This is a genomic window from Streptomyces niphimycinicus (assembly GCF_018883605.1).
Taxonomy (GTDB): Bacteria; Actinomycetota; Actinomycetes; order Streptomycetales; family Streptomycetaceae; genus Streptomyces; species Streptomyces niphimycinicus.
Genome location: NZ_JAHLEM010000330.1, coordinates 1 through 25,318 on the forward strand (window position 1 = coordinate 1; position 25,318 = coordinate 25,318).

The window sequence follows — 25,318 nt, forward strand, 5'->3', positions numbered from 1 at the left end:
CTGCTGCGCACGGTGCTGGCACGGCGGCTGGCGCTGCCGCCCGCGCGGGTACCGCTCGTCGCACGCTGCCCGGGGTGCGGGGCGGCGGGACACGGACCGGTGCGGCTCGCCGATGCCGTGGACGGCGCCGCGGGGTGGACGCTCTCCATCGCCCACTCCGGGATCCTCGTCGCCGTCGCCGTGGGCCACCGGACCGGAGCGCCCGGAGTCGATGTGGAGACCGCCGAACGGGCCAAGGACATCGAGGCGTTGGCACCCCGGCTGCTCGGACCCGGCCACCGCGAGCGGCTCGCCCTGCTGCCCGCCCCGGCCAAGCGGGCGGCCCTCCTGCGGATCTGGACGGGCGCGGAGTCCTACGCCAAGGCCACCGGCACCGGCCTCGGCCACGCGCTGGCGCGCGTCCGTACGACGGTCGGCGCCGAGGGGCAGGTGTGCGTCGACGCCCCTGACGAACCGGCGGACTGGTCGGTGCGGGCCGTCCAGGCCCACGCCCCGGCTACGCGGCGGCCGTCACGACCCGGCACGGCACCCGCGTACTCAAGCACCCGCGCGGCCGACCGCGCACCGGCTCTCCTGTCGGTTGACGGCCCCGGCGAAGGACAGCCGATGAACCCGATGGACCGGCCGACGGCAAGCGTACGAAGAGGCACACGGAGAGGGAGACGGATGCGGCACACCGACGACAACCCGGCTACCCCGGCCGACGGCGCCCCGGCGGCGCCGGACGACGCGCTGGAGATCCTGGTACGGGCGCGGCTCGCCGAGCGGGTCGGCACGGCGCTGTCCCGGGACATCGGCCGCGAGGAAGCGTTCCACGACCTCGGCATCGACTCCCTGGACATCGTGACCGTCCTCGCCGACCTGGAGCGGGAGTGCGACGTCGAGCGGATCACCGACGGCGAGCTGTGGGACATCGCGGACTCGGTCGGCGCTCTCGTACGCCATCTGTCCGCACACGGCCGGCTTCCCGGGGAGGCCCTCTAATGAGCGGGCGGGCCGCCGTCGCCGTGACGGGTCTCGGTGTCCTCTCGCCCGGCGGCGCGGGCGTCGACGCCCTGTGGCGGGCGTGCGAGAACGGCGACGTCGACTTCCGCACCGTCGAGCACTTCGACGTGTCCCGCACCGGCGCGCGCATCGCCGGGTTCGTCCCCGACGAGGCGACAGGACCGGACGCGCCGCCGCCCGGCGATCCGGCCCGCCTTCCGTACCTGGTGCACCGGGCGACCAGTGAGGCGCTCGCCGACGCCGAGTCCCGCACCGGCGGCCCGGGACGGCAGGTGCGCACCGCGCTGGTGCTGGGCAGCACCGACAGCGGCGGGTGCCCGTCCGCCGCCGCGTGGCGTGCCTGGCGCGACGGGCACTCGTCGGACGCCGCTAGCGGGTGGACGCCGTACGCCCCGCCCGCCTGGGACGGTCCGGTGATCCAGGTGGGCAACGCCAGCGCCGCCGGGGCCACCGCGCTCGGGGTCGGCGCCGACCTGCTGCGCGGCGGCATCGCCGACCGCGTTCTGGTGTGCGGGGTGGACACCGTGACCGAGACCGCGTTCCAGGGGCTGGCGTCGTTGCGCACACTCAGTCCTGGCGGCTGCCGTCCGTTCACCACCCGCCGCTCCGGCATCCGGATCTCGGAGTGCGCCGCCACCGTGGTGCTGGAGCGCACCGCCGACGCCCCCTTGGCCCTGCTGCGCGGCTGGGGCAGCAGCAACGAAGCGAGTCAGGCGGCCCGCCCCGACTTCGAGGGCGTCGCCAAGGCGGTGCGCCGGGCCCTGGCGGACGCCGGGGCCGAGCCGACGGAGCTCGGCTATGTGAACGCGCACGCCGCAGGCACCCGCCACGGCGACGTGGCCGAACTCCGCGCTCTGGAAGAGGTGGTGGGCGACCACCTGCCCCGTATCCCCGTCGTCAGCAGCAAGGCGGCGTTCGGCCACTGCCAGGGCGCCGCGGGCACCGTGGAGGCGATCGTGACCGTACTGACCCTGATGCGCGGGGAGGTGCTGCCGACGCTCGGTCTCGCCGACCGCGACCCGCGCTGGGACCACCTCAACCTGGGCGACAATCGGCCCGACCGGCCACCGCGTACGGCGCTGACCATCTCGTGCGGCCTGGGCGGCTCCAATGTGGCGGTGGTGTTCAGCCGTGGCGACTGACACCCCGGGCGCTGCCCGGATCACCGCGACAGCCGTGCGTCACAGCGAGCACACGATGCCCCGCCTCCCGCAGGACACCGCGGAACTGCCCCGGATGCCGCTCGCCGTGCGCGACGTCCTGGGCCCCGAGCTCCTCGCCACCGCGCGCCAGGCGCTGGCCACCGCGGGCATCGGCGCCGACGACGCGCGGACGCTCGGCTGCGTCACCGCATCACACCGGGCCACCGCCGCCACCGCCGCGTACATCGCCGAAGTCCTGGACGGACCGGGCCCGCGCTGGCTGGCGCCGGAGTGCTTCCTGCACTACTCGCCCCATTCGCTGACCGGCCTCCTCTGCATCGAGCTCGAGCTCGACGGGACCGCCGTCACGCTGACGGGTCCTTCCGGCGGCGTCGACGCGCTGGGCTATGCCGCCGCGATGGTCTCATCGGGACAGCTACGGCGGGTCCTGGTGGCCACCGCGCACTGGACACCGCCCGCCGGCCCCGAGTCCACCGGGCCGTTACCGCTGCGCACCGCCGCCGTGGTGCTGGACGGTGCCGATGGCTGGGGCAGCGTCAGCGACTGGCACCCCGGCGGCGGCCACCCCGCAGTGCACGAGGCCCGGGACGCCCCGGACGCGGAACGCGCCGACACCAGCGAGGCGTTCGCCGCACTGGCCGACTGGCACGCGCTGCGCCCTGACGCCCCCGTCGAACTCCACGGCGGCGGCTCACGCCTCTTGCTCCACCCGGGGGGCTCCGCATGACCGCCACCCTCGCGGGCCTGCTCGCGGCCCTCGCCGCCGCGGCTCCGGACCGCACAGCGCTGGAGCACCAGGGTGCCGCCGTCACCTGGGCCGAGCTGGCCACCCGGGTCGATCGTGCCCGGCCCCGGCTGCGCGGTGCCGGGCACGGCCCAGGGGCCCGCGTCGGCGTGCTGGCGCGTAACCACCCCGACACGCTGGTGGCCCTGCTCGCCTCGGTCGCCGAGGGCGCGGAAGTCCTGCTGTACGACGAGCGGGCCACCGCCCCCGAACGCGACCAGGTGGCCGCTCTCGCCGGGGTGCCCGGCTGGCACCACCCGTCGGCCGCCGACCACTGTGATGACCCGCCGGGCACAGGGGGCACTGCGCCCGGGGAAACCGGCCAGGCACCGTACCTCGGACTGGTCACGTCGGGCACCGGTGGGCTGCCCAAGGTGGTGCGCAAGCACTGGGGGGCAACCCTCGCGAACGCGGAACACTTCGCCGGGCTCGCCGGATACCGCGGCGACGACCGGATCCTGTGCACCACCCCGCTGCACCACGCCTATGCGTTCGGGGTGGCTGTGCTGCCGGCCCTGATCACCGGCGCCACGCTGGTGTTCGCGCCGCATCCGGCCGCCCCGGCGACGCTCGCCCGCGCCGTCCGCGACAGCCGTGCCACCGTCGTGCAGAGCGTGCCGTTCCTCTACCGGGCTCTGCTCGACTGCGGCGAGCCGCCGGTCCCTTCGGCCCTTCGCGTCTGCGTCAGCGCGGGCGAGCCGCTCTCCGCCGAGCTGACCGACGCCTGGGACGCCGCCGTCGGCGTACCGCTGCGCGACCAGTACGGCGCCACCGAGTTCGGCCAGATCGGGTACACCGCCGACACCCCCGGCGGCCCGCTGCGGCTGGTGCCGGGCATCGAGGCCCGGCTGCGCGCCCCCGAAGGCTCCTGGATCACCGCACCGGGCCACGACACCACCGGGGAGCTGTACCTGCGCCAGCCCGCCGCCGGACCCGTCACGTACTGGGGGCTGCCCGAGCTCGGTGAGACCAGTCACACCGACGGCTGGTTCCGCACCGGGGACACCGGACGGCTGCCCGCACCCGGCCAGGTCGTTGTCGAAGGCCGCACCACGCGGCGCATCTCGGTGGCCGGGCGCAAGGTCGACCCGGACGAGGTGGAGCGGATGCTGCTGGCCACGCCGGGGGTCCGCGACTGCCGGGTGGCCGCGCCGCCCGAGGGCAGCACCGGGCACGGCGACCGCTTCGTGGCCTTCGTGGCCGTCGACCCCGGAGTCACCGAGGCATCGGTGCGCCGCCACCTGGCGCGCGCCCTCTCCTCGTACAAGGTCCCCACCCGGTTCCACCTGCACGACGCCCTGCCGCGCACCGGCACGGGCAAGGTGCACATGGCCCGCCTGTGGCAGTACGCCGCAGCGGGCCCCGGTCAGGAGGAGAACGCATGACGACGACCGTGTACGAGGCTGTCGCATCCGGCGGGTACGCGCTGCTCTTCCCTGGAGCGGGCGCCCAACTCCCTTCCATGGCAAGGAGGTTGTGCCGCTCCTTCGACGCGGCGGTGGACGTGCTGGAGCGAGCCGACAAGGCCACGGGGCTCGATCTGGCGCGGCTGTGCCGGGAGGGCACTCCTGCCGAGCTCGCTGCCCCCGAGGTCTCCCATCCGGCGATCGTGACCACCGGGCTCGCGGCCGCCGCCGCGCTGCGCCAGCACCTGGGGGCGCGGTGGGTGCCTCCGGCTCTCGTCTGCGGGCACAGCCTGGGGCACTTCGCCGCGCTCGTCGAGGCGGGATCCCTGGGCTTCGACGACGCGCTGCGCCTGGTCGCCAAGCGCGCCCGGCTGATGGGCGAGCAGACCCGGCTGCGGCCCGCCCTGATGGCCTCCGTGGGTGGCGTGCCGCCCGAGCGGGTCGTCGAGTGGTGCGCCGGCTGCCCGCCGGAGCACGGCGTGGCGGTGGCAGCCTGCTTCAACGGCCCGGAGCAGACGGTGGTGTCCGGCGACACGGCCGCCGTGCGCTGGGTCGGCGCGCGGGCCGAGGAGGAACCGGATGTCCGGGTAAGGGAGTTGACGGCGGGCGTCGCCTCGCACTCCCCGCTGATGGAACCCGTCCAGCGGGAGCTGCGGCCCGACCTGGCCACCGTCGCGCTGGCGCCACCGGCCGTCCCCGTCCTGCTCAACAGCACCGGTCTTGCCACCCGGGACACCGAGGCTCTGCGCACGGATCTGCTGGAGCAGCTCTCCGTGCCGGTGCGGTGGAACGACACCCTGCGCACGGTCGTCGCCGCGGGCCTCACCGTGGTGCTGGACACCGGCCCCGGCCAGGTGCTCGCCCGAGCCGCCGGGCTACACCCCGAACTCGATCCCGTCGCGCTGAACTTCATGCGCCCGCTGGAGAAGGCGGTACCGCTGCCGTGACCCACCGGAACAGGCCGACCGGCCGCTCCGCTCTGGTGTTCGGCGGCAGCCGGGGCATCGGACTGGCCACCTCGCACGCCTTGGCGGCACAGGGCCATCGGGTGACCGTCGCTGCCCGGGGCGTCGCCGAGGACGTTCCCGGGCCCGCCGGTTTCTCCGCGGTGCGGTGCGACGTGACCGACAGCGCTCAAGTGGATGCCGCGTTCACCCGCACCGAGGCCCGGCAGGGGCCCGTGCAAATCGTCGTCGCGAGTGCGGGCGTCCGCCAGGACGGGCTGCTCCAGCGCACCGAGGAGGCGGCGTTCCGGCGGGTGGTCGACGCCAACCTCACCGGATCCTGGCGGATCGTGCGTCGCGCCGCGCCCACGATGGCCGCGCACGCCTGGGGCCGGCTGATCCTCGTCTCCTCCGTCGCCGCGGTGCTCGGCACAGCAGGACAGGTCTCCTACGCGGCAGCCAAAGCCGGGCTGAGCGGCCTGGCCAGGAGCGCCGCACGCGAGCTGGGCCCGCACGGAGTGACCTGCAACATCGTCCTGCCCGGCTTCGTCGACACCGCCCTCACATCAGACCTGTCGCCGCGCCGCAGGGACGCCATCGTGTCCACCACCCCGCTCGGCCGGGCCGGACGCGTGGAGGAGATCGCCGCCGTGGTCGCCTTCCTCGCCTCCGAGGCCGCGAGCTATGTCACCGGCGCCACGGTCCCGGTGGACGGAGGGCTCGCGATGGGCCACTGAGCGCCTGCGTCCGAACTCCCCGTCCCGTGGCCCGCCCGCCCCGTATCCCTCGATCCTCTGTCTCCCGGCCCGTGCCCTGCCCTGGAGCCCCCATGCGGACCCTGCTCGTTGACAACCACGACTCCTACAGCCACAACCTGTTCCAGCTCATCGCCCATACGATCGGCACCGAGCCCCTGGTGGTGCGCAATGACGACGCGGTGTTGCGCCGCCTCGACCCTGACGACTTCGACGCGCTGGTGATCTCCCCCGGCCCCGGCCACCCCGGCCGGGCCCGGGACGTCGGGCTCGCCGCCGACCTGCTGTCCGGCTCCGGGCTGCCCACCCTCGGCGTGTGCCTGGGCCACCAGGGCATCGCCCTGGCCGCCGGCGCCCGCGTGGAGCGCGCACCCGCGCCCCGGCACGGCCACCTCAGCGTGATCCGGCACCGCGGCGCGGGCCTGTTCGCGCGTATCCCGCAGCACTTCACCGGCGTCCGCTACCACTCGCTGGCCGTGCCGGAGCCGCTGCCCGCCGCGCTGGAGGCGACTGCCTGGGCGGAGGACGGTGTCGTGATGGGGCTGCGCCACCGGTCGTTGCCGCGGTGGAGCGTGCAGTTCCACCCCGAGTCGGTGGCCACCGAGTACGGTGCGGAACTCATCGCTAACTTCGCATGCCTGGCCCGGACCCATCGCCCAACGCGCCCACCGCGCCGACCGGTCCTCGGGCACGGGCGTGGCACAGCGCCCGCGGCGACCGCGACGGGCACCGCGTCCGACGGCTACCGGCTGCACGTGCGCACCCTGCCCCTGGAGCCGGACACCGACGCGCTCTTCCGCGCCCTGTTCGCCCGCTCCTGCCACGCCTTCTGGCTGGACAGTTCCCGGGTCGAGCCGGGACTCTCGCGCTTCTCGTTCCTCGGCGACGCCGGCGGGCCGCTCGCCGAGACAGTGCGCTCCCGCGCGGGGTCCGGGGGCGTCGAGGTGACGGCCGCCAACGGCGCCGTGACCACGGTGCCCGGTACCATCTTCGACTATCTGCGCGCCCAGCTGTCCCGGCGGCGGATCGCGGCGCCCGCGCTGCCCTTCGACTTCACCTGCGGGTACGTCGGCTGGTTAGGCTACGAGCTGCGGGCCGACTGCGGCTCCCCGCTGAGCCGTCCCAGTACGGGCGACGACGCCGCGTGGATCTTCGCCGACCGGCTCGTCGCCGTGGACCACGAGCGCGGCGAGACCCATCTGCTCTGTCTGGCCAGGGACGACGCCGAGGACGGTGAACGCGCCGATGCGTGGCTGCGGGAGACCGGCGCCCGCCTCACCACGCTGCCGTCCCGCCCGGTGGCCCCGGACGCTCACACGGACGCCATTGCCGTCACAGAGGGCCCCTCCGAGCCCTGGCTGACCCGGAGCCGGGAACAGTATCTGGCGGACGTCCGGCACTGCCACGAGGAGCTGCATGCGGGCGAGAGCTACGAAATCTGCTTGACCAACACCGTCCACGTGCCCGTCGAGGCGGACGCGCTGGCGGTGCACAGCCTGCTGAGACGGCTCAACCCGGCGCCGTACGCCGCGTTCCTGCGGTTCGACGACACCGAGGCCGTCTGCTCGTCGCCCGAGCGGTTCCTGCGGATCACGCCGGACGGCACGGTGGAGAGCAAGCCCATCAAGGGCACCGCCCCGCGCGGCACCGACCCGGCCGATGACGTCCGCCTCAAGGAGGCGCTGGCCATCGACCCCAAGACCCGGGCCGAGAACCTGATGATCGTGGATCTGCTCCGCAACGACCTGGGCCGGGTCTGCGAGATCGGCAGCGTGCACGTACCCCATCTGATGCGGGTGGAGAGCTATGCGACGGTCCATCAGCTGGTGTCCACCGTCCGCGGCACGCTGCGGCCCGGGACGGACGCGGTCGACTGCGCGCGGGCCTGTTTCCCCGGCGGATCCATGACCGGCGCGCCCAAACTGCGCACGATGGAGATCATCGACCGGCTGGAGGGCGCGCCGCGCGGCCTGTACTCAGGATCGATCGGCTACTTCGGGCTGGCCGGGGGCGCCGACCTCAACATCGTCATCCGCACCGCCGTCCGCTCGGGCGGCCGGTGGACCGTCGGGGCGGGCGGCGCGATCGTCCTCGCCTCCGACCCGGCGGAGGAGTATCAGGAGATGCTGCTCAAGGCCGCCGCCCCGGTGCGGGCCCTGCTGCACTCCGAGCGCGGGGCGACCGTACCCGCAGGGTCGCTCCCCCACGATGTCCCGGCCACGTTCCGGGCCTGACCGGCCATCACCACTTCAGCCGAGAAGCAAGAAACAAGAAGCCAAGAAGCACAGAGGAACAGAAAATGGGAGACACCATGACCGTCGAAAGCCGCCTGCTGTCCGTCCTCGCCTGCCCGGTCTGCGTCCAGCCGCTCCAACTTGGCGCGGACGAGGCGAGGTTGATCTGCCAGGGACCCGATTGCGGGCGCGGCTACCGGATCGTCGACGGCATCCCGGTGCTGATCGCCGACGAGGCACTGGCCTCCGATTCCGTGTCCGGCTCGCTGGACGCCTGACCCCGCTCACACCTCGGGCGAGGGAGGGACACCAGGTGGACACCGAGCCAATAGTGCCGCCCCGCACTGCCGGCGCCCGCCCCCCGCGCGGGCTGCTGACGCTGTGGGGCGTCGAAATGTGGGAGCGGTTCAGCTTCTACGGCATGCGGGCGATCCTCGTGCTCTTCCTCGCCGCCCCGGCCGAGTCACGTGGTCTCGGGCTGGCTCCGCACATCGCGGCCGCCGTCTTCGGCATGTACGGAGCGCTGGTCAATCTTCTCGCGCTGCCCGGGGGTTGGCTCGCCGACCGGCTGTGGGGGTCGTACCGGGCGGTGGTGTGGGGCGGCGTCGTCATCGCCGCGGGCCACGCGGTCCTCGCGGTACCCGGGGGCGTCGCCTTCGCCTACACCGGGCTGCTGTTGGTCGCCGCGGGCACCGGCCTCCTGAAGCCCGGCATCTCCACCATGGTGGGGCGCCTGTACGACTCCGAGGACGGCGTCGACCGGACGCGCGGGGAGGACACGGCGCGCCGCGACGCCGGGTTCTCGCTGTTCTACATGGGCATCAGCATCGGTGCCTTCGCCGCCCCACTGATCACCGGCTACCTGGGCGAACGCATCAACTGGCACGCCGGGTTCGGGGCGGCGGCCGTCGGCATGCTCATCGGGCTGGTGATCTGCGTACGTGGCAGAGGCCGGCTCCCCGACGCCCCCCGCGCGCCGGTGCGTACCGCTCCGGCGGCGGACCTGCGGCGGATGTTCCTGGCCTCGGGCGCCGCGGTGGTGTTCCTCGCCGTGGTGTTCGCGCTGTGCGTGCTGTGCGGGCAGTCCGCCGCGGACGGGGTGATCCAGTCCGTGACGCTGCTGACCATCGCCGTACCGCTGGTCTACTTCGTGGTGCTGTTCCGCACGACCGGTCTTGACCCGGTGGACCGCAGCAGGCTGGGCGCCTATGTGTGGATCTTCCTGGCGGCCTCCGTGTTCTGGATGATCGCCGAACAGGGCGGCTCGCTGATCAGCCTGTTCGCCCGGGACCACGTAGACCGCGATCTGTTCGGCTGGGAGTTCCCCACCAGTTGGTTCCAGTCGCTGGGCCCGCTCTACAGCATCGTGCTGGCCACCGCGTTCGCCGCGCTGTGGCTGCGGCTGGGCAGCAGGCAGCCCAGCACGGCGGCGAAGTTCTCGCTCGGCCTGTTCGGGCTCGGGGTGGCGACGCTGATCACGGCCGGTGCGGCGGCCGCCGCCGACGGCGGCCGGGTCACTCCGCTCTGGCTGATCGTGGCATTCTTCGTACAGATCATGGCCGAGATGTGTCTGAGCCCCACCGGGTTGAGCGTCACCACCCGGCTCGCCCCCTCCCGGTTCGCCAACCAGATCATGAGCCTGTGGTTCCTGTCGGTCGCGATGGGCAGCGCGCTCAGCGCGCAGGTGGTGCGGCTCACCACCGTCTGGTCCCCCGCGACCTACTTCGCCGTGCTGGCGACTGCGGCCCTGCTCTGCTCGGCGGGGGTCGCGCTGGCCCGCAAACGGCTGCGGCATCTGATGCGCGGCGTGACCTGAGTCCGGACGGCGGCGTGCGAAAGGGCCCACGGCGATGGCCCCTTCGCGTGCGCCCGGCTCACCGCGTCCCGGCTGTCCCCGTGGCCGTCATCCACGCCTCGTACAGCTTGGCGTACCGCCCCGGCTGGGCGATCAGTTCGTCGTGGCTGCCCTGCTGGACGATGCGCCCCCCGTCGAAGACGAGCACCCGGTCGGCTGCCTCCGCGGTCGACAGGCGGTGCGCCACCGAGACCGCGGTACGGCCCCGCATGGCGCTCTCCAGCGCCCGCTGGAGGCGCTGCTCGGTGGCCGGGTCGACCGCGGACGTGGCCTCGTCGAGGACCAGGAGATCCGGGTCGGCAAGATAGGCGCGGGCCAGCGCGACGAGCTGCCGCTCCCCCGCCGACAGGGCCTCCCCGCGCTGGCCCACCGGGGTGTCCAGGCCGCGCGCCAGCCCGGCGAGCCAGTCCTCGAGCCCCAGCTCGTGCAGCGCCCGCTCCACATCGTCCGCGGTCGCGCCGGGGCGGCCGTAGACGATGTTCTCCCCGATCGTGGTGTCGAACAGGAACCCGTCCTGCGGCACCATCACCACCCGCTCGCGCAGCGAGGCGAACGGCACGTCCGTCAGCGGCACCCCGCCCAGCGCCACCCGGCCCGATGTCGGGTCGGCCAGCCGGATCAGCAACTTCGCGAACGTCGACTTGCCGGAGCCCGTCTCGCCGACCACAGCTACCCGGCTGCGCGGCTCGATGTGCACCGACACCTCGTGCAGCGCCTGAGGGCCGTCCGGATACGCGTACCCGACGTCCTCGAACCGGACCTCCACCGGGCCCCGCTCCAGCGCGGTGCCCGCCGGCCCTGGGTCGGCCACGTCGATCGGCGTGTCCACCACCGCCAGGGCGCGACGCCAGCCCGCGAGGGCGTTCTGCAACTCGTTCAGCACCTCGGTGCTCATCTGGGCGGGCCCGATGAACAGCGTGACCAGGAACAGGAACGCCACCAGTTCGCCCGCGGTCAACTGGCCGCCCACACCGAGCAGTACACCCAGGCTGACGACGCCGCCGATGGCCAGCGCGGCCGCGACCTCGCCGCTGGAGAGCGTGACCGCCACCAGCCGCTGCGCCCGGCTCTGCGCCCGCCGGTGCTCCTCCACCGCCGTGTCGATCCGCCGCCCGATCAGGTCGCCCGCGTTGTACGCGTGGATGACGGCGGCGCCCACCACGGCCTCGCCGGTCGCCGCGAGCATGTCGCCGCCGCGGGCGCGCACCCGCCCGTACGCCCGCGACAGCCGACGCTGCAGCGCGGGCAGCACCAGCGCCAGCGGGATGAACAACACCCACACCATCAGGGCCAGTTGCCAGGAGTAGACGAACATCACCACGCTGCCGACGCCCAGTTGGCACAGGCTCACCAAGAACATCCCGCCGAACTGGAGGAACGTGCTGAACTGGTCCACGTCAGCGGTGACCCGCGCCACCAGGTCGCCGCGCCGCTCCGCGCCCAGCGCGGACGCCGACAGGTCGTGCACCCGGCGGAACGCCTTGACGCGCAGCGTCGCGAGCCCGGCCTCCGTACTGCGGTACAGGCGGTAGTTCATGCGGTACGTGACCCATGCGGTGGCGAGCACCGCGACGGCGCAGACGCCCACCGTGGTCAGCACGAAGCCGGTGCGCGGACCCTCGTCAGCCGTCAGGCCCTCGTCGAGGGTGATCTGCACGGCAATGGGTACGACCACCCGGCCGGCGGCGGCGAGCAAGGCCAGGAATGCCACAGCAAGCAACCCCTCGCGCAGCCCTGGCGACACTTCGAAGGCTCGGCGGAGGGTCGCCGTGGCGCTCCGCTGCTCTCCCGTGATGCGGCTGCTCACGCCGTCCTCCCGTCCGTGATCTCAGCGCTCTGTTCTTCTTCGTGTTCGTACGCGGTGACCAGGGTGCGGTAGCCCGCGCAGCGGGCGCGCAGTTCGTCGTGCGTACCGCTGTCCACCACACGGCCCCGCTCCACGTACACCACGTGGTCGGCGAGCGCGATGGTGGCCTGCCGGTAGGCCACCAGCACGAGCGTGGACGGCACCCGCGCGCCGCGCAGCCCGCCCAGGATCCGGCTCTCGACGTACGGGTCGATGCTGGACGTGGCGTCGTCCAGGACCAGCAGCCGGGGGCGCCGCACCAGCGCACGCGCGAGTGCGATCCGCTGGCGCTGGCCGCCGGAGAGGATGGCGCCTCGCTCCCCGACCCTGGTGTCCAGGCCCTGTGGCAGTCCGCGCACCACGTCGGCGACCCAGACCGCCTCCAGCGCCTCCCAGACCCTTTCGTCGGGCAGGTCGAGGCCGAGCAGGACGTTGCCGCGCACCATGTCGTCGAAGAGCAGCGTCTCCTGCGGGACGAACGCCACCGCCGACGGCACCTCCCCCGAGCGCATCTCACGGGCGTCGACCCCGTCCATCAGCACGTCGCCCTCCGCCGGGTCGACGAGCCGCACCATCAGCGCCGCCAGCGTGGACTTGCCGGACCCGGTGGGACCCACGATCGCCACAGTGCGCCCTGGGCCCACAGCGAGCGTCACGTCGTGCAGGACGGTGGCACCGTCGTAGGCGTAGCTGACGCCCCGGGTGTCGAGGCTGATCGGCCCCGCGTCGGAGAGCCGCAGCTCGCCGGTGGGCAGGTCGCCTTCGGCATCCAGGACGTGCCGCACCCGGGACCAGCCGACGGTGCTGCGGGGCAGCTCGGCGAGGACCCAGCCGAAGGCTCGTACCGGAAAGGCGATCATGGTGAACAGGTAGGAGACCTGGACGAGTTCACCGATCGTGACGGCGCCCGCCGAGAGCCGGAGCGTGCCCACCGCGAGCACGGTGAGGATGCCCAGGTTGGGCAGCATGTCGAGCATCGGGTCGAAGCGTCCGCGGGTGCGGCCGACCGCCACGTTGGCATCGCGCAGCCGCGCGGCCGCGTCGGCCATCCGGGACGTCTCGTGCTCCTCCAGGCCGAGGGTCTTGACGACGAGCGCGCCGTCGAAACTCTCGTGCGCGATGTCGCTGGCCCGAGCGCGCAGGCCCTGCGCATGTGCCGCGAGGGGGGTGAGCTTGCGCTGGTAGAAGACGTTGAGCAGGCCGATCGACGGGAAGACCAGCAGGCTCACCGAGGCGATCACCGGGTCGACGGTGAGCATCGACACGATGGCCGCGCCCAGCATGACGACGACCCCGATGGCGGTGGGGAGCGGCACGACGGGCGCCCACGCGGCCTCCACGTCGGCGTTGACGTTGGACAGCAGTTGGCCCGCCGGGTGGCGCTGGTGCCAGGAGATCGGCAGCCGCAGATAGCGGTGGGCGATCTTGCGGCGGTACGTCGCCTGGAGGCGGAACTGCATGATCCCCGCCCCGACCCGGCGGCCGATCACCCCGATCACCCGCAGCATCGCCACCCCGAAGATGGCAAGGCCCGCACCGATCAGCGCGCCCGCGGTGGTCCGGCCCTCGTCGAAGGCGGGCAGCACCACGTCCTCGGTGATGCGGCCCAGCGTCCAGGAGGTGGCGACCGGGGCCACTCCGTACAGGCCGCTGGCGAGCAACGCCGCGCAGAAGATCCAGGGTTCCTCACGTACGGCGACGGAGAGGACTCCCATGCCTCTGCGCAGGGTCGACCGGTCGGTTGCGGACAAGGGGTGGTTCCTTTCGTACGGTGCGTGCGGCGCCCGCGCGGTGGCCCCGCGGCGGGAGCGGACGCGTCGGGGGGCGGGGCGTCACTGGCGTGCGCCGACGGCGGCGGGCAGTCCGTCCAGGACGGCGAGGTCGTCGGCCGAGAGCCGGACGTCGGCGGCTGCGACGTTGCCCTCCAGGTATCGGACGTGCTTGGTGCCGGGGATCGGCACGACGTGGCCGCCCTGGGCGAGCACCCAGGCCAGCGCGGTCTGGGCGGGGGTGATGCCGTGGCGCTGTGCGACGATGCGCACCCCGTCGAGGAGGTGCAGGTTGGCCTCGAAGTTCTTCTCCTGGAAACGGGGGTTGATGCGCCGGTAGTCGCCGTCCGGCACGTCCTGCGCGGAGCCGAACCGGCCCGCCAGGAAGCCTCGTCCGAGCGGGGAGTACGCGATGACCGCGATGCCCTCGCGGGCGGTGAACGGCAGCAGTTCCGCCGTCGCCTCGCGGGTCCACAGCGACAGCTCCGCCTGGACGGTGGCCACCGGGTGCACGCTCTGCGCCGTGCGGATCTGCTCGACGGTCACTTCGGAGAGGCCGAGCATCCTGGCCTTGCCGGCCCGCACGGCCTCTGCCATGGCGCCCCAGGTCTCCTCCAAGGGCACGTCGGGGTCCACCCGGTGCAGCTGGTAAAGGTCCACGTGGTCGGTGCGCAGGCGGCGCAGACTGGCGTCGATCGCGGCGCGGATGTGCTCGGGCCTGCCGTCGCGGCGCAGCCTGGTCTCGCCCGCCACGAACCCCGCCTTGGTCGCAAGGAATGCCTTCTCGCGGCGGTCGGCGAGCGCCCGGCCCACCAGTTCCTCGTTGGTGTGGGGGCCGTAGACGTCCGCGGTGTCGATCAGATCGGCGCCGAGGTCGAGGGCGCGGTGCAGCACGGCGACCGAGGCGTCGTCGTCCCGGCCACCGGGGTCGTAGGCATACGACATGCCCATGCAGCCCAGCCCGACGGCGCCCACCGAAGTGCTGTCCTGGCCGATCCCTAGGGTGCGCAACACGGTCTCCTCGCTGGAGTGTCGGACGGTGTACGGACCGGGCCGGCGGACTCGGGGCGTCGCCCCGTGACGGCCCGCCGGCCCGGTCGCGGGTCAGGAGATGGCGCCGTCGGTCCAGGCCCTCTTCAGGATCTCGTCGACCGTCTCGTCGACGGTCTGCTCCGAGGTGTCCAGCCACAGCCCGATCCGGGGCGTGCTGTCCCGGAGTACCTTGTCCAGGTCCTTGGGCTGCCAGTCGGGCCCGTAACCGGTCTTGGCGCGCTTCTCCTCGCGCCGCGCCACGGCCTCGGGGTCGGGCGCCAGCACGACGACGGCCAGCGGGCGGCTCTTGATCAGCTCGGTGATCTCCGCCAGGTACTCGCCGATCAGGATGTCCTGCACGATGGCGGTGAACCCGGCCTCGGCGTAGGCGTCGGCGGACGCCGCCGCCAGCCGGTACCGCAGCCTGAGCTGTGCGACGGCCTCTGGCGGGGCCTCGGCGGTCATGTGCTCCTGACCGTTGACGATCATGCGGCGGAAGGTGTCGCCCCGCACGTGCGCCGAGCGCGGCAGGCGCTCGGCGAGGGCCTGCGCGACGGTGGACTTGCCCGCGGCCGAGATGCCCGAGACGACGATGACCCCGGGGGCTCTGTCGGGGGCGGAGCTGGTGGTGTCGGTCATGAAGAGGTGGATTCCTTTCTCAACACAGAAATCGGGCGCTCGAACGCAGCACCCGGACGACTCCGGGCACCCTCAGGCGCGTTCGAGGACCAAGAGGTCCATCGAGGCCGGACGTCGTGTGGAAACGCCCCAGGTCCCCGGACTCGGGTCCCGGCGCATGCGCAGACCGTGTCGTGCGGCCACCGACAGTATGTGCTCCAGCCGGTACGCGATGGCGTACGTGGGCTCCGTTTCGGAGTGCACGTAGTAGTCGCCGTGGTCGTGCGTGAAACTGAAGGCGGTCTCGCCGCGTACGATGTTCGCGGCGACCGCGTCGTCCACCAGGTAGGCGGTGGCGAAGCACTGTCCGCCGGGCCGGAGCACCCGCGCGGACTCCGCGAGGTAGTTCTCCATCTCGGCCGGGCGCAGATGGCTGATCAGCCCGATCAGGGCGGCGATGTCGAAGGCCGCGTCTTCGGCGGGAAACCGGAAGTCGGCCGAGGAGAGCGTGCCCTCCGGGTTGTAGATCTCCTGGTGGATGTCGACGTGCTCGAAGCGGAAGTTGGGGTGGCGCGGGGTGATGGTCCGTCCACACCAGTCGATCGCGTGCGGCACGATGTCGAAGCCCAGGTACGAGCCTTCGGTGAGCACGTCCGTGAGCGGCACCGCGATCCGCCCCGCCCCGCACCCCGCGTCGAGCACGTCGTGTCCGGGCCCCATGCCCAGCTCGTCCCGCATGTACGCGGTGATCTCGCGCCCCACCTTGAGGAAGTCCCCGTTGCCGATGAACCGGCGGTAGCGCCGGGGCGGTAACAGTGGGTGTTCCCGCCCGCGTACCCGGTCCCACAGGTCCATCACATGTAATCCAGCGTTGTAGCCAGAACGGCGTAAGCGTTCCAAGCCCTTGACCGATCGCAGCGACGAGGTGTACTTCGTCGCCCTGAGCGACTTCAACTCCGACTTGCTGCCAGGCAAAGGAGCTGCCCCTTTCCGTGGGTGGGTGCGCATGGAGTGTTCCGCAGCCCCGCCTTCGTGATCCGGCTCCGTGATCCGGTCGGCGTCTCCGGATCGCCCGGCGCCCCGGCGCGCAACCGCACGTCCGTCCTCGAGACATGCCGCAAGCATGGAACCGGAATGTACCCGACGGCGGCTTCCAGCCCACCCATTCAGAATGTCGATCAGTCAAGGAATGGTCAACAGCGCCTCGGGACGACGATGTCGTGAAATCGCCCGACGCCCGGCTCGTCTCAGCCGCACGGGCATCAGGGATGTGCCTGGCACCCCAGATCTCTCAGCGCCCTCGCCGCACGCGGAAGCCAGCAGAGCAGCACCACCTCAGGGGCGGAGAGTTCACAACTATGGCCGATCTACGCGGGCGACACCGCGCCGCACGGCACACGGTCCGGAGCGGGGAGGCGGGGCTGTTTCGTGTTCGTGCCGGCCGTGAGGCGGTGGTCTAGTCCGCCTCGTCCACATAGCGGAGCACGCCCATCATGTGCGTGTCGTCGACCTCTTCCGCGGGCGCCGCCACGCACTCGGTCAGCCGCTTGTTGAGGGCGTCGGCGTCGATCCCGGTGCCGATCATCACCAACCGGGTGGTGCGGGGCTCATCGCGCTCCCAGGGCGAGGGCTGGAAGCGGAGATAGGAGCCGACGGCGTGCAGCGCGAACTTCCGCTCCCGGCCCGCGCCCGCGAAGTGGAGGAACCCCTTGGCGCGGTAGAGCCCCGCCGGGAGGCTGTCGAGGAAGGCCATCAGCCGGCGCGGATGGAGCGGCTCGGCCGCGGTGAATTCCATGCTCTCGTAGGCGGCGTGGAGATGGTGGCCGTGGTCATGGCCGTCACCGCACGCGTCCTGGCCGCACCCGTCCTCGGCAGGTACGTCCTCGCCCCACGCGTCGGCGAACGAGAGCTGCCGGAAGCCCTCCTCGGCGGCCTCCCGGGGCGGGTGGTCGAAGAGGAGCGCGGGGTCGACGCGCCCATGCGCGGCGGCCAGGACCGGGGCACCGGGGGCGATCTCCTGGAGGGTCTCCACCAGATCCCGCCGCTCGTCCTCGGCGACGCGGTCGGTCTTGTTGAGCACGATGAGGTCCGCGGCGCGGACATGGCGGTCCAGCTCGGGATGGCGGACGCGGGTGTCCGGGAACTCCGCGGCGTCCACGACCTCCACCAGGCCACCGTAGACGATCCGCTCATTGGTGCTGGACAGCAGCGTACGGATCATGCTCTGCGGTTCGGCGAGGCCGCTGGCCTCGATCACCACCACATCGATGCGCAGCTCCGGATCGGTGAGCCGGTCGAGCATCTCGTCCATCTCGGAGGCGTCCGCCGCGCAGCACAGACAGCCGTTCTCGATCGGGATCATCGAATCGACCTGTCCGGCGACGGCCATGGCGTCGATGTTGATGGATCCGAAGTCATTGACGATGACGCCGATGCGGGTGTCCGCGCTGTCCCGCATCAGATGGTTGAGCATCGTCGTTTTCCCGGAGCCCAGAAAACCCGTGACGAGAATGACCGGAATCCGTTGTGTGGCCAAGGTTGCGTCTCCGTGCGGCGGTTCGTGGCGGTCTCGGGTGACCGCTCATGCTATCCGGCCGCGGGCCGGGCCGATCCCCGGCCCGCGGACCGTCAGCGAACCCCGTCAGGGAATCTCGATGCCCGCCTCGGCCGAGAGGCGGTCGATCTCGGCCAGCTCGGCCTCGCTGAAGGCGGGCGAGTCCAGCACCGAGACGTTCTGCTCCAACTGCGCGACGCTGCTCGCGCCGATCAGCACCGAGACCACCCGGGGGTCGCGCAGCACCCAGGCGAGGGCAAGCTGGGCGAGGGTCTGGCCGCGCCCCTCCGCCAGCTTGTTGAGGGCGTGCAGCAGGGACAGCCGCTCCTCGGTGAGCGTCTCGCGCTTGAGGAAGTGGCCGAGCGCCATCCGCGAATCGGCCGGCACCCCGTGGAGGTACCGGTCGGTGAGCTGCCCCTGCGCCAGCGGCGAGAAGGCGATGACCCCGACGCCCGCCTCGTCGGACGCCTGAAGCACCCCGCCCTCGACCCCGCGCTGGAGGATCGAGTACGGATACTGATTGATCAGGTACGGGGTGCGCAGGTCCTTCAGGATCGCGGCGGCCTCGGCGATCGCCTCCGGCGGGTAGTTGGACACGCCCGCGTAGAGCGCCTTGCCCTGGCGCACCGCGCTGTCGAGGGCGCCCATCGTCTCCTCGAGCGGGGTGTCCGGGTCGAAGCGGTGGGAGTAGAAGACATCGACGTAGTCCAGCCCCATCCGGGACAGCGACTGGTCGAGGCTGGCCAGGACGTACTTGCGCGAGCCCCACTCCCCGTAGGGCCCCGGCCACATGAGGTGTCCGGCCTTGCTGGCGATGAACAGCTCATCGCGATAGGGGCGGAAGTCCTGGGCGAAGATCGAGCCGAAGTTGGTCTCGGCGCTGCCGGGCGGCGGACCGTAGTTGTTGGCCAGATCGATATGGGTGACACCGAGGTCGAAGGCGCGGCGCAGCACAGCGCGCTGGGTCTCCAGGGGGTGGGTGTCGCCGAAGTTGTGCCACAGGCCGAGCGAGACCTTGGGGAGCAGCACACCACTGCGCCCGCAGCGCTGGTACTGCATGGAGTCGTAGCGGTTCTCGGCGGCGAGGTGGACCATGCGCGTCGTCCTTGTCCGTACGGTGCGGTTGGGAGCGGGTGGGCCGTGGGGACGGCCCGCCCGCCTGAGCTTGTCAGCTTTGGGCCAAAGTGGCGACCTCATTCCCGCTGAGTGTTCTTCCGTACACGCGGAAGTCGTCGAACGCGGCCTTCAGGTACGGGTCCGGGTACTGCGACTTGCCGAGGTAGCCGGCGCGGATGTGGTTGCCGAAGTGGACGGGCTCGACGGTGACGGCGGTGTTGCGTCCCGCCTCGCGCCCCCACGTAGAGGACGGCGGTGCCGGTGCCGTAGGCGACGGCGACATGCGCCCACTGACCGGTGGGCAGCGGGGCGGCCTCGATGCGCTGCTCGGCTCCGCCACCGCCCGCGGTGATGGCGAAGCGCAGCTTCCCGGAGTCGGCGACGGGGGTGAGGAACATATCGGCGGTCACCCCGGTGCCGATGTCGAAGATCCGGGTCCAGGCGGCGGGGGTGCCGTCCAGCCGTATCCAGGTGGCCAGGGTGTACGCACGGGCGCCGGCCAGGAGGTCGTCGGCCAGGAGGTCGTCGGCGAGGACGATATGGCCGTCGGTGCCGTTCAGGGCGACCGCGCCACCGGTCCCGCCCGCCGTCCAGGAGGCGCCGCCGGTGAGCCGGGCGGTCTTGCCGCGGCCGGTGGCGTCGGCGGCGGCGGTGCCGGAGGTCTCGTCGAAGCGGTGCCAGGCGGCGAAGGCGGGCGGCGGGGTGGGCGGCTGCCCGGTCAGCCAGTACACGTTGAAGTGCTGGTGGTGGACGCGGGCCACCGGCAGCAGGGGCACGCTCTCGCCACTGGCCGTGGCGCTGAACCGCATGGGGCCGGCGGCGCTCTGGGCCACGGATCCCCTGTCCAGGCGCGGCATGGTCATTCCGGTGCGGCCGCCGTAGGCCCCGGCGAGCACGACGGGCCCGTAGAGCACGGCCTGGACATCGGGGTCGTCGGGGGTGGGGGGCGAACGTCAGCTTCATCGGCAGGGTCACCTCGACCCGGTCGCCGGTCTTCCACTGGCGGTCGATGATCAGCCAACTGCCGGGGGCCGGCCGGTCGGTGAGGGGGGTGCCATTGAGCGTGGCGCGGGCTCCCGCCGCCCAGGAGGGGATGCGGACGCGCAGTTCGAGGGAGGCGCCACCGGAGACGACGCCGAGGGTGGTGGTCTGCTGGTCGGGGAAGCCGGTGGTCTGGCGCCAGGTGATGCCCTTGTCCTGCCAGCGCAGTTCGGAGGGGATGAAGAGGTTCACCAGCAGGCTGCGCTCGGCGTAGGTGTAGATGGTGTCGGCGAACTTGGCCTGGGTCTCCATGCCGCTGCCGTGGTCGCAGGAGAAGTTGTCGTAGTCGGTGGAGTACTGATTCGGGTCGGTGCCCATGAAGGACGGCTGCTGTTTCTGCTTGATGAAGGCGTGGTACTGCCCGGCGTGGTCCAGGTGAGGCGGTCGCGGCTGCGCGCGAAACCGATGGTGTTCCCGGTCCAGTTCGTCGTGTAGACGATGTAGTAGTAGCCGTCGGTGTGCTTGACGATATGCGGATCGGCGCGGCGGGGCACCAGCGGATTGGCGTACGAGGCGGCCCTGGCGGCGGCCCGCGACGCGGTGGGGGTGGCGGCCTGCGCGATCCCGGGCGCTCCGGCGGCGGCCCCCAGGGCGAGGGCGCCCATCACCACATGCCTGCGACTGGGCCGGTGTTCTGCGCTGCGGCTCATGCGGTTCTCTCCCGCTCTGGAGAGGGTGCGAAAGTTTCGAAAACCGTGGAGCCCTGGAAGACGCGCGATGGGTGGCGTGTTGAGGGGGGCGGATCAGACGAAGGTCTGGCGCTGGAGCCAGAGATCCCTGGCGGTTCCGCTGCCCTGGATGAAGACGTAGAGCAGATTCTCCTCGTTGAGGATGGGGACGCCGATGCCCGCGGAGCCGATGACCCCGCCCAGGGACTGGAAGCCGCTGTAGGCCGTGCCGTTCTCCGTGGTCTGTACGGCGACCCACAGGGCGTTGTCGGTGGCCTTGATGAACACATTGACCCGGCCGTCCTGGGCGAGGGCGCAGGTGGGCCGCCAGACGATCTGGGCGCCGAGGCTCACGGGGGCGCCGAACGTGGCGTAGTCGTCGCTCTGGCCGACGCGCCGGACGGTCCCGTCGGAACCCCGGTAGAAGATCTGCACCCGGCCGGCCGCGTCGAGGCACACCGAGGGGCGGCTGGTCACGTTGGAGGCGTCGAGGGCGAAGGGCTGCCAGACGGCGGCGTTCTCGGTCTGCTGCTGGATGGTGTAGAGGGTCTCGCCCGCGCCCTTGACCGCCACCACGATCCGCCCTCCCCCGTCGAGGATGGGCGAAGGCGTGGCGAAGATGGCACCGCCCAGCGATGTGGCGGCGGTGTAGGTCTCGTACTGGAGGTCCTGGTTGCGCAGGTACCACAGGGCGTCGTCGGCGCCGGGGAAGAACACATGGATGCGGCCGTCGGCACCGAGCGCCGCGGCCGGATCGTCCCCGATGCAGGTGGCCAGGACCTGGGGTGGTCCGTACCCGGAGTTGATGGAGGTCTGGGTGATGACCTCCAGATTGTTGCCCGGGGTGCGGTAGAAGACCCGGACCTTGCCGTCCTTGCCCCGGATCGGCGCGGGAATGCCGTCGACGGACAGGCCCGCGTATTGCTGCCAGGGACCCCAACTGCCGTCGCGGGCCTCCACCCTGCTCCACAGGACGTTGGACCCGCCCCGGATGAAGACCTGCACCCGGTCGTCGGCGAACGCGACCGGGGCGGGCTCGGAGTGGATGCCGCCCTGAAGGTTGATCCAGGTGCCCCAGACGGTGCCGGGGGTGGTGGAAACGGTCATGAGAGGACCTCCCTCTTCTCGTGAAGCCACGAGACTGCACGGATACACCGCCAATTCCCGGGGAAAGCATGGCGGATACCCGAAGAAGGGAAGATGTACGAATATGATCGATTCATTATTATGAGGGACTGATATCGGATTAAATACGTTCGCTTGTTGAGGAGATTCGTCGCGCGAAAGGAGAGATGCTGATCGCGGACCCGTCGTTGACCTTCCCCGAAGGGGAAGCCTGAGCATCGTGGTCGCCGGGCGAGGTGCCCGGCGGCGAGGAGGGCGAACATGGGGCTGCTGACCATCGGTGCGTTCGCGAGGGCGTCGCGGCTGTCCCCCAAGGCGCTGCGCCTGTACGACGAGCTCGGGCTGCTGCCGCCCGCCCGCGTCGATCCGCACTCCGGCTACCGCCACTACGATCCGGCGCAGCTCGAGCGGGCCCGTCTGGTGGCGTGGCTGAGGCGGCTCGGTATGCCGCTCGCCGAGATCCGGACGGTGTGCGAGCTGGATCCGGAGGCGGCGGCGCGGGAGGTGCGCGCGTACTGGGCCCGGATCGAGGCAGACACCGCGGCCAGAAGGGACCTGGCCGCCTTCCTCGTCGACCATCTGTCCGGGAGGGACACCGCGATGACGTCCGACCACACCACCCTGGGGATCCGCTACGCCGCGCTCTCCGACACCGGCTCGGTCCGGGAGAGCAATGACGACGCCGGGTACGCCGGTCCGCGCCTGCTGGCCGTGGCCGATGGATTCGGGGGCGGACGGCACGCCGGCGAGGCGGCGATCGAGGCGCTCAAACCGCTGGACGCGGGCGTCCCGGGCGGGGAGCTGCTGAGCGCCCTGGAGGAAGCGGCGCACCGGGCCCGGGAGTCGGTCTCCGCGCTCGCCGCGTCCGACCCCGCGCTGCGGGATGTCGGCACGACGCTCACCGCGATGGTGTGGTCGGGCTCCCGGCTGGGACTGGTCCATATCGGCGACTCGCGCGCCTATCTGCTGCGCGATGGTGAGCTGTTCCAGATCACCCATGACCACACCGTGGTCCAGTCGCTGATCGACGAGGGGCGGATCACCCCCGAGGAGGCCGCCTCGCACCCCCAGCGGGCGCTGTTGCTGCGCGCCGTGGGCGGCGGTTCGGCGTTCGAGCCGGACTTCGCCCTGCGGGACGCCCGCGCCCAGGACCGCTATCTGCTGTGCTCGGACGGGCTGACGGGGGTCGTGCCCGCCGGGGAGATCCGGCGGGTGCTCGGCTCGGAGGACGACCCGGGCACGGCCGTACGGCAGTTGGTCGCCCTCGCCAACCGCGCGGGTGGGCCCGACAACGTCACCTGCGTGGTGGCCCATGTGGCCGAGCGGAGGGCACTGACCTCGGCGTAAGCCGCCGCCGCTGACCGATCGCCCACCCACCGTGACCGCTTGTTGAACGTTGATGAATGGTGTGTGCAGAAGCTTGTCGGCCGCAAGAATGCCTCCCTATGCTCACGGCGGAAATCGCTTTCCACTCCTGCCGACCGGGAGACAGCCATGGCCGGCGGCGCGGCGTAAGGGGCAGGGCATGTCCGCAGGTCCGATCCGGCTCTCCCGGGCAGCGCACACCGCGCTCCGCCCGGCCACCGCGGCGCGGATCACCGGAGGCTTCTGGGCCGCCAGACGCCGTGTCAACGCCGAAGTGAGCGTTCCCCAGGGGCCGGACCGGCTGGAGCGGGCGGGCAATCTCGCCAATCTGCGGGCCGCCGCGGGGACGGCGCCGGCGGAGTCCGGCTTCCGGGGCGACTTCCCGTTCCAGGACTCCGATGTGCACAAATGGCTCGAGGCGGCGTCCTGGCAACTGGCGGACGGCGGCGAGGGGCCGGCCGAGGAGGAGCTGTCCCGGCAGGTGGAGCGGCTGGCCGGGCTGGTCGCGGCCGCGCAGTCCGAGGACGGCTATCTACAGACGTACTACCAGCTCGGGCCGGACGCCCGGCGGTGGGCGGAACCGCACTGGGGGCACGAGCTGTACTGTGCGGGCCACCTCCTCCAGGCCGCGGTCGCGCACCACCGGGCCACCGGCGCGGACGGGCTGCTCGATGTGGCGGTGCGGTGCGCCGATCTCGTCGACGCCACGTTCGGGCCCGGCAGGAACGAGACGGTGTGCGGACATCCGGAGATCGAGACGGCGCTGGTCGAGCTGTACCGGGAGACCGGTGAGCGGCGCTATCTCGAGCTGGCCGGGTACTTCGTGGACCGGCGCGGGCACGGCAGCCTCGGCGAGGGCCCGGCGGACGGCTCGCCCGGCCCCCGGCCCGGGGCGCCCTACTGGCAGGACCACATCCCGGTGCGGGCGGCGACGGCGGTCGCCGGGCATGCGGTGCGCCAGCTCTATCTCCTGGCCGGGGCCGCGGATGTGGCGGCGGAGACCGGCGACGCGGGGCTGCGGGACGCGCTGGTGCGGCTGTGGGAGGACATGGCCACGACGAAGACCCATCTGACGGGCGGGGTGGGGTCCCGGCACGAGCTGGAGTCCTTCGGGGACGCGTACGAGCTGCCGCCGGACCGGGCGTACGCGGAGACCTGCGCGGCCATCGCCGCCATCCACTTCGGTTGGCGGATGGCGCTGCTGACCGGGGAGGCCCGCTACAGCGATCTGGTGGAGCGGACCCTGTTCAACGGCTTCGCCTCGGGGGTGTCGATCGACGGTGAGCGCTGGCTCTATGTGAATCCGCTCCAGGTCCGCCAGGACGATGAGAGCCGTAAGGCCGCCACCGGTGACCAGAGCACCCACCGGACGCCGTGGTTCCGGTGTGCGTGCTGCCCGCCCAATGTGATGCGGCTGCTGGCCTCGCTGCCGCACTACATGGCGAGCGGCGACGCCCAGGGGCTGCAACTGCACCAGTACGCGTCCGGCTCGTACGAGGCGGGCGGCGGGGCGGTGCGGGTGGGGACCGGCTACCCCTGGGAGGGGCGGATCGCGGTGGTCGTGGACGCCGTCCCGCAGGACACGGACTGGACGCTGGCGCTGCGCATCCCGCACTGGGCGACGGCGTACGAGGCGACGGTCGGCGGGGAGCCGGTGGCCGAGCGGGCCGAGAACGGCTGGCTGCGGCTGCGGCGCCGCTGGCGGCCCGGCGAGACGGTCGTGCTGAGCCTGCCCATGGACCCCCGGCTCACCCGGCCCGATCCGCGGGCCGACGGGGTGCGCGGCTGTGCCGCGATCGAGCGCGGCCCGCTGGTGTACTGCCTGGAGCAGCCCGATCAGCCCGCCGGGCTGCGGCTGGACGACATCGTCCTCGACCCGGCCGCCACGCTGAGCGCGGAGCACCGGCCGGAGCTGCTGGGCGGGGTGACCGTGATCACCTCCCTGGCGCTGCGCCCTGCCGTCGCACGCGACGGGTGGTGGCCGTACCGGGACGGCGGCGCGGGCTCGGGCGACGGCGCGCGCCCCGGCGGGGAGGCG

The 25,318-nt window shown here is 72.3% G+C and carries 21 protein-coding genes and 1 pseudogene; 11 read left to right on the forward strand and 11 right to left on the reverse strand.

Features of this window, described 5'->3' with window-relative positions:
• The 9 genes from KN815_RS27505 to KN815_RS27545 form a co-directional block, all read left to right on the forward strand.
• The coding region (locus KN815_RS27505) for a 4'-phosphopantetheinyl transferase superfamily protein (protein WP_216344603.1) at window positions 1–984 on the forward strand (984 nt) is incomplete at its 5' end.
• A complete protein-coding gene (locus tag KN815_RS27510; protein WP_216344604.1) occupies window positions 984–2,147 on the forward strand; it encodes a beta-ketoacyl synthase N-terminal-like domain-containing protein in 1,164 nt (387 codons plus the stop codon). The genes KN815_RS27505 and KN815_RS27510, both read left to right, overlap by 1 nt.
• On the forward strand, window positions 2,137–2,895 hold the full coding sequence (locus tag KN815_RS27515) for a beta-ketoacyl-[acyl-carrier-protein] synthase family protein (RefSeq protein WP_216344605.1): 759 nt from the start codon (window positions 2,137–2,139) through the stop codon (window positions 2,893–2,895). Before KN815_RS27510 ends, KN815_RS27515 begins: the two co-directional genes overlap by 11 nt.
• Window positions 2,892–4,337, forward strand: coding sequence for a class I adenylate-forming enzyme family protein (locus KN815_RS27520; RefSeq protein ID WP_216344606.1), 1,446 nt, complete (start codon window positions 2,892–2,894; stop codon window positions 4,335–4,337). Before KN815_RS27515 ends, KN815_RS27520 begins: the two co-directional genes overlap by 4 nt.
• Window positions 4,334–5,305, forward strand: a complete 972-nt coding sequence (locus tag KN815_RS27525; RefSeq protein WP_216344607.1) for an ACP S-malonyltransferase — start codon at window positions 4,334–4,336, stop codon at window positions 5,303–5,305. Before KN815_RS27520 ends, KN815_RS27525 begins: the two co-directional genes overlap by 4 nt.
• Window positions 5,302–6,039 (forward strand): SDR family oxidoreductase, encoded by a 738-nt coding sequence (locus KN815_RS27530; protein ID WP_216344608.1) that lies wholly within the window; start codon window positions 5,302–5,304, stop codon window positions 6,037–6,039. Before KN815_RS27525 ends, KN815_RS27530 begins: the two co-directional genes overlap by 4 nt.
• 92 nt (window positions 6,040–6,131) lie before the next feature.
• Window positions 6,132–8,291, forward strand: coding sequence for an aminodeoxychorismate synthase component I (gene pabB, locus KN815_RS27535; protein WP_216344609.1), 2,160 nt, complete (start codon window positions 6,132–6,134; stop codon window positions 8,289–8,291).
• A gap of 65 nt (window positions 8,292–8,356) precedes the next feature.
• Window positions 8,357–8,569, forward strand: a complete 213-nt coding sequence (locus KN815_RS27540) for a Trm112 family protein (RefSeq protein WP_372458491.1) — start codon at window positions 8,357–8,359, stop codon at window positions 8,567–8,569.
• A 35-nt stretch (window positions 8,570–8,604) separates the two neighbouring features.
• Window positions 8,605–10,107: a peptide MFS transporter gene (locus KN815_RS27545; protein WP_216344610.1), complete on the forward strand. Its 1,503-nt coding sequence runs from the start codon at window positions 8,605–8,607 to the stop codon at window positions 10,105–10,107.
• A gap of 58 nt (window positions 10,108–10,165) precedes the next feature.
• Here the strand turns inward: KN815_RS27545 and KN815_RS27550 are convergent, their stop codons facing one another.
• The 11 genes and pseudogenes from KN815_RS27550 to KN815_RS27590 all read right to left on the reverse strand — a co-directional run bounded on the left by KN815_RS27550 (window position 10,166) and on the right by KN815_RS27590 (window position 21,897).
• Entirely contained in the window at window positions 10,166–11,953 is a 1,788-nt protein-coding gene (locus KN815_RS27550) for an ABC transporter ATP-binding protein (protein WP_216344611.1), read from the reverse strand.
• Window positions 11,950–13,743 carry an ABC transporter ATP-binding protein gene (locus KN815_RS27555; protein ID WP_253209279.1) on the reverse strand — a complete coding sequence of 598 codons (1,794 nt, stop codon included), beginning with the start codon at window positions 13,741–13,743 and terminating at the stop codon, window positions 11,950–11,952. Before KN815_RS27555 ends, KN815_RS27550 begins: the two co-directional genes overlap by 4 nt.
• Before the next feature lie 81 nt (window positions 13,744–13,824).
• A complete protein-coding gene (locus KN815_RS27560; protein WP_301184650.1) occupies window positions 13,825–14,772 on the reverse strand; it encodes an aldo/keto reductase in 948 nt (315 codons plus the stop codon).
• 93 nt (window positions 14,773–14,865) lie between these two features.
• Window positions 14,866–15,432 (reverse strand): AAA family ATPase, encoded by a 567-nt coding sequence (locus KN815_RS27565; protein WP_216344612.1) that lies wholly within the window; start codon window positions 15,430–15,432, stop codon window positions 14,866–14,868.
• 72 nt (window positions 15,433–15,504) lie between these two features.
• Complete coding sequence (locus KN815_RS27570; protein ID WP_216344613.1) at window positions 15,505–16,266, reverse strand: class I SAM-dependent methyltransferase; 762 nt, start codon at window positions 16,264–16,266, stop codon at window positions 15,505–15,507.
• A 601-nt stretch (window positions 16,267–16,867) separates the two neighbouring features.
• A complete protein-coding gene (locus KN815_RS27575; protein ID WP_216344614.1) occupies window positions 16,868–17,947 on the reverse strand; it encodes a CobW family GTP-binding protein in 1,080 nt (359 codons plus the stop codon).
• 105 nt (window positions 17,948–18,052) lie between these two features.
• On the reverse strand, window positions 18,053–19,060 hold the full coding sequence (locus tag KN815_RS27580; protein WP_216344615.1) for an aldo/keto reductase: 1,008 nt from the start codon (window positions 19,058–19,060) through the stop codon (window positions 18,053–18,055).
• Between the two features lie 98 nt (window positions 19,061–19,158).
• Window positions 19,159–19,995 carry a LamG domain-containing protein gene (locus tag KN815_RS51620; protein WP_301184651.1) on the reverse strand — a complete coding sequence of 279 codons (837 nt, stop codon included), beginning with the start codon at window positions 19,993–19,995 and terminating at the stop codon, window positions 19,159–19,161.
• A 106-nt stretch (window positions 19,996–20,101) separates the two neighbouring features.
• Window positions 20,102–20,374: pseudogene (locus tag KN815_RS51625) on the reverse strand (hypothetical protein); the annotation flags it as partial.
• A complete protein-coding gene (locus KN815_RS51630) occupies window positions 20,311–20,772 on the reverse strand; it encodes a hypothetical protein (protein ID WP_301184652.1) in 462 nt (153 codons plus the stop codon). The gene KN815_RS51630 and the pseudogene KN815_RS51625, both read right to left, overlap by 64 nt.
• A gap of 93 nt (window positions 20,773–20,865) precedes the next feature.
• Entirely contained in the window at window positions 20,866–21,897 is a 1,032-nt protein-coding gene (locus KN815_RS27590; protein ID WP_216344616.1) for a DUF8189 domain-containing protein, read from the reverse strand.
• Between the two features lie 279 nt (window positions 21,898–22,176).
• On the opposite strand from KN815_RS27590, the gene KN815_RS27595 reads away from it, so the two are divergent.
• Window positions 22,177–23,262 (forward strand): MerR family transcriptional regulator, encoded by a 1,086-nt coding sequence (locus KN815_RS27595; RefSeq protein WP_216344617.1) that lies wholly within the window; start codon window positions 22,177–22,179, stop codon window positions 23,260–23,262.
• 178 nt (window positions 23,263–23,440) lie between these two features.
• Window positions 23,441–25,318: glycoside hydrolase family 127 protein (locus KN815_RS27600; protein ID WP_216344618.1), on the forward strand; the 1,878-nt coding region annotated here is incomplete at its 3' end.

What these genes read in the sequence shown, in the direction of transcription:
- KN815_RS27510 (WP_216344604.1), top strand. Translation starts at nt 984, where the DNA reads ATGAGCGGGCGGGCCGCCGTCGCCGTGACGGGTCTCGGTGTCCTCTCG.
- KN815_RS27520 (WP_216344606.1), top strand. Translation starts at nt 2,892, where the DNA reads ATGACCGCCACCCTCGCGGGCCTGCTCGCGGCCCTCGCCGCCGCGGCT.
- KN815_RS27525 (WP_216344607.1), top strand. Translation starts at nt 4,334, where the DNA reads ATGACGACGACCGTGTACGAGGCTGTCGCATCCGGCGGGTACGCGCTG.
- pabB (WP_216344609.1), top strand. Translation starts at nt 6,132, where the DNA reads ATGCGGACCCTGCTCGTTGACAACCACGACTCCTACAGCCACAACCTG.
- KN815_RS27540 (WP_372458491.1), top strand. Translation starts at nt 8,357, where the DNA reads ATGGGAGACACCATGACCGTCGAAAGCCGCCTGCTGTCCGTCCTCGCC.
- KN815_RS27565 (WP_216344612.1), bottom strand. Translation starts at nt 15,432, where the DNA reads ATGACCGACACCACCAGCTCCGCCCCCGACAGAGCCCCCGGGGTCATC.
- KN815_RS27570 (WP_216344613.1), bottom strand. Translation starts at nt 16,266, where the DNA reads ATGGACCTGTGGGACCGGGTACGCGGGCGGGAACACCCACTGTTACCG.
- KN815_RS27580 (WP_216344615.1), bottom strand. Translation starts at nt 19,060, where the DNA reads ATGGTCCACCTCGCCGCCGAGAACCGCTACGACTCCATGCAGTACCAG.
- KN815_RS51630 (WP_301184652.1), bottom strand. Translation starts at nt 20,772, where the DNA reads ATGAGCCGCAGCGCAGAACACCGGCCCAGTCGCAGGCATGTGGTGATG.
- KN815_RS27590 (WP_216344616.1), bottom strand. Translation starts at nt 21,897, where the DNA reads ATGACCGTTTCCACCACCCCCGGCACCGTCTGGGGCACCTGGATCAAC.
- KN815_RS27595 (WP_216344617.1), top strand. Translation starts at nt 22,177, where the DNA reads ATGGGGCTGCTGACCATCGGTGCGTTCGCGAGGGCGTCGCGGCTGTCC.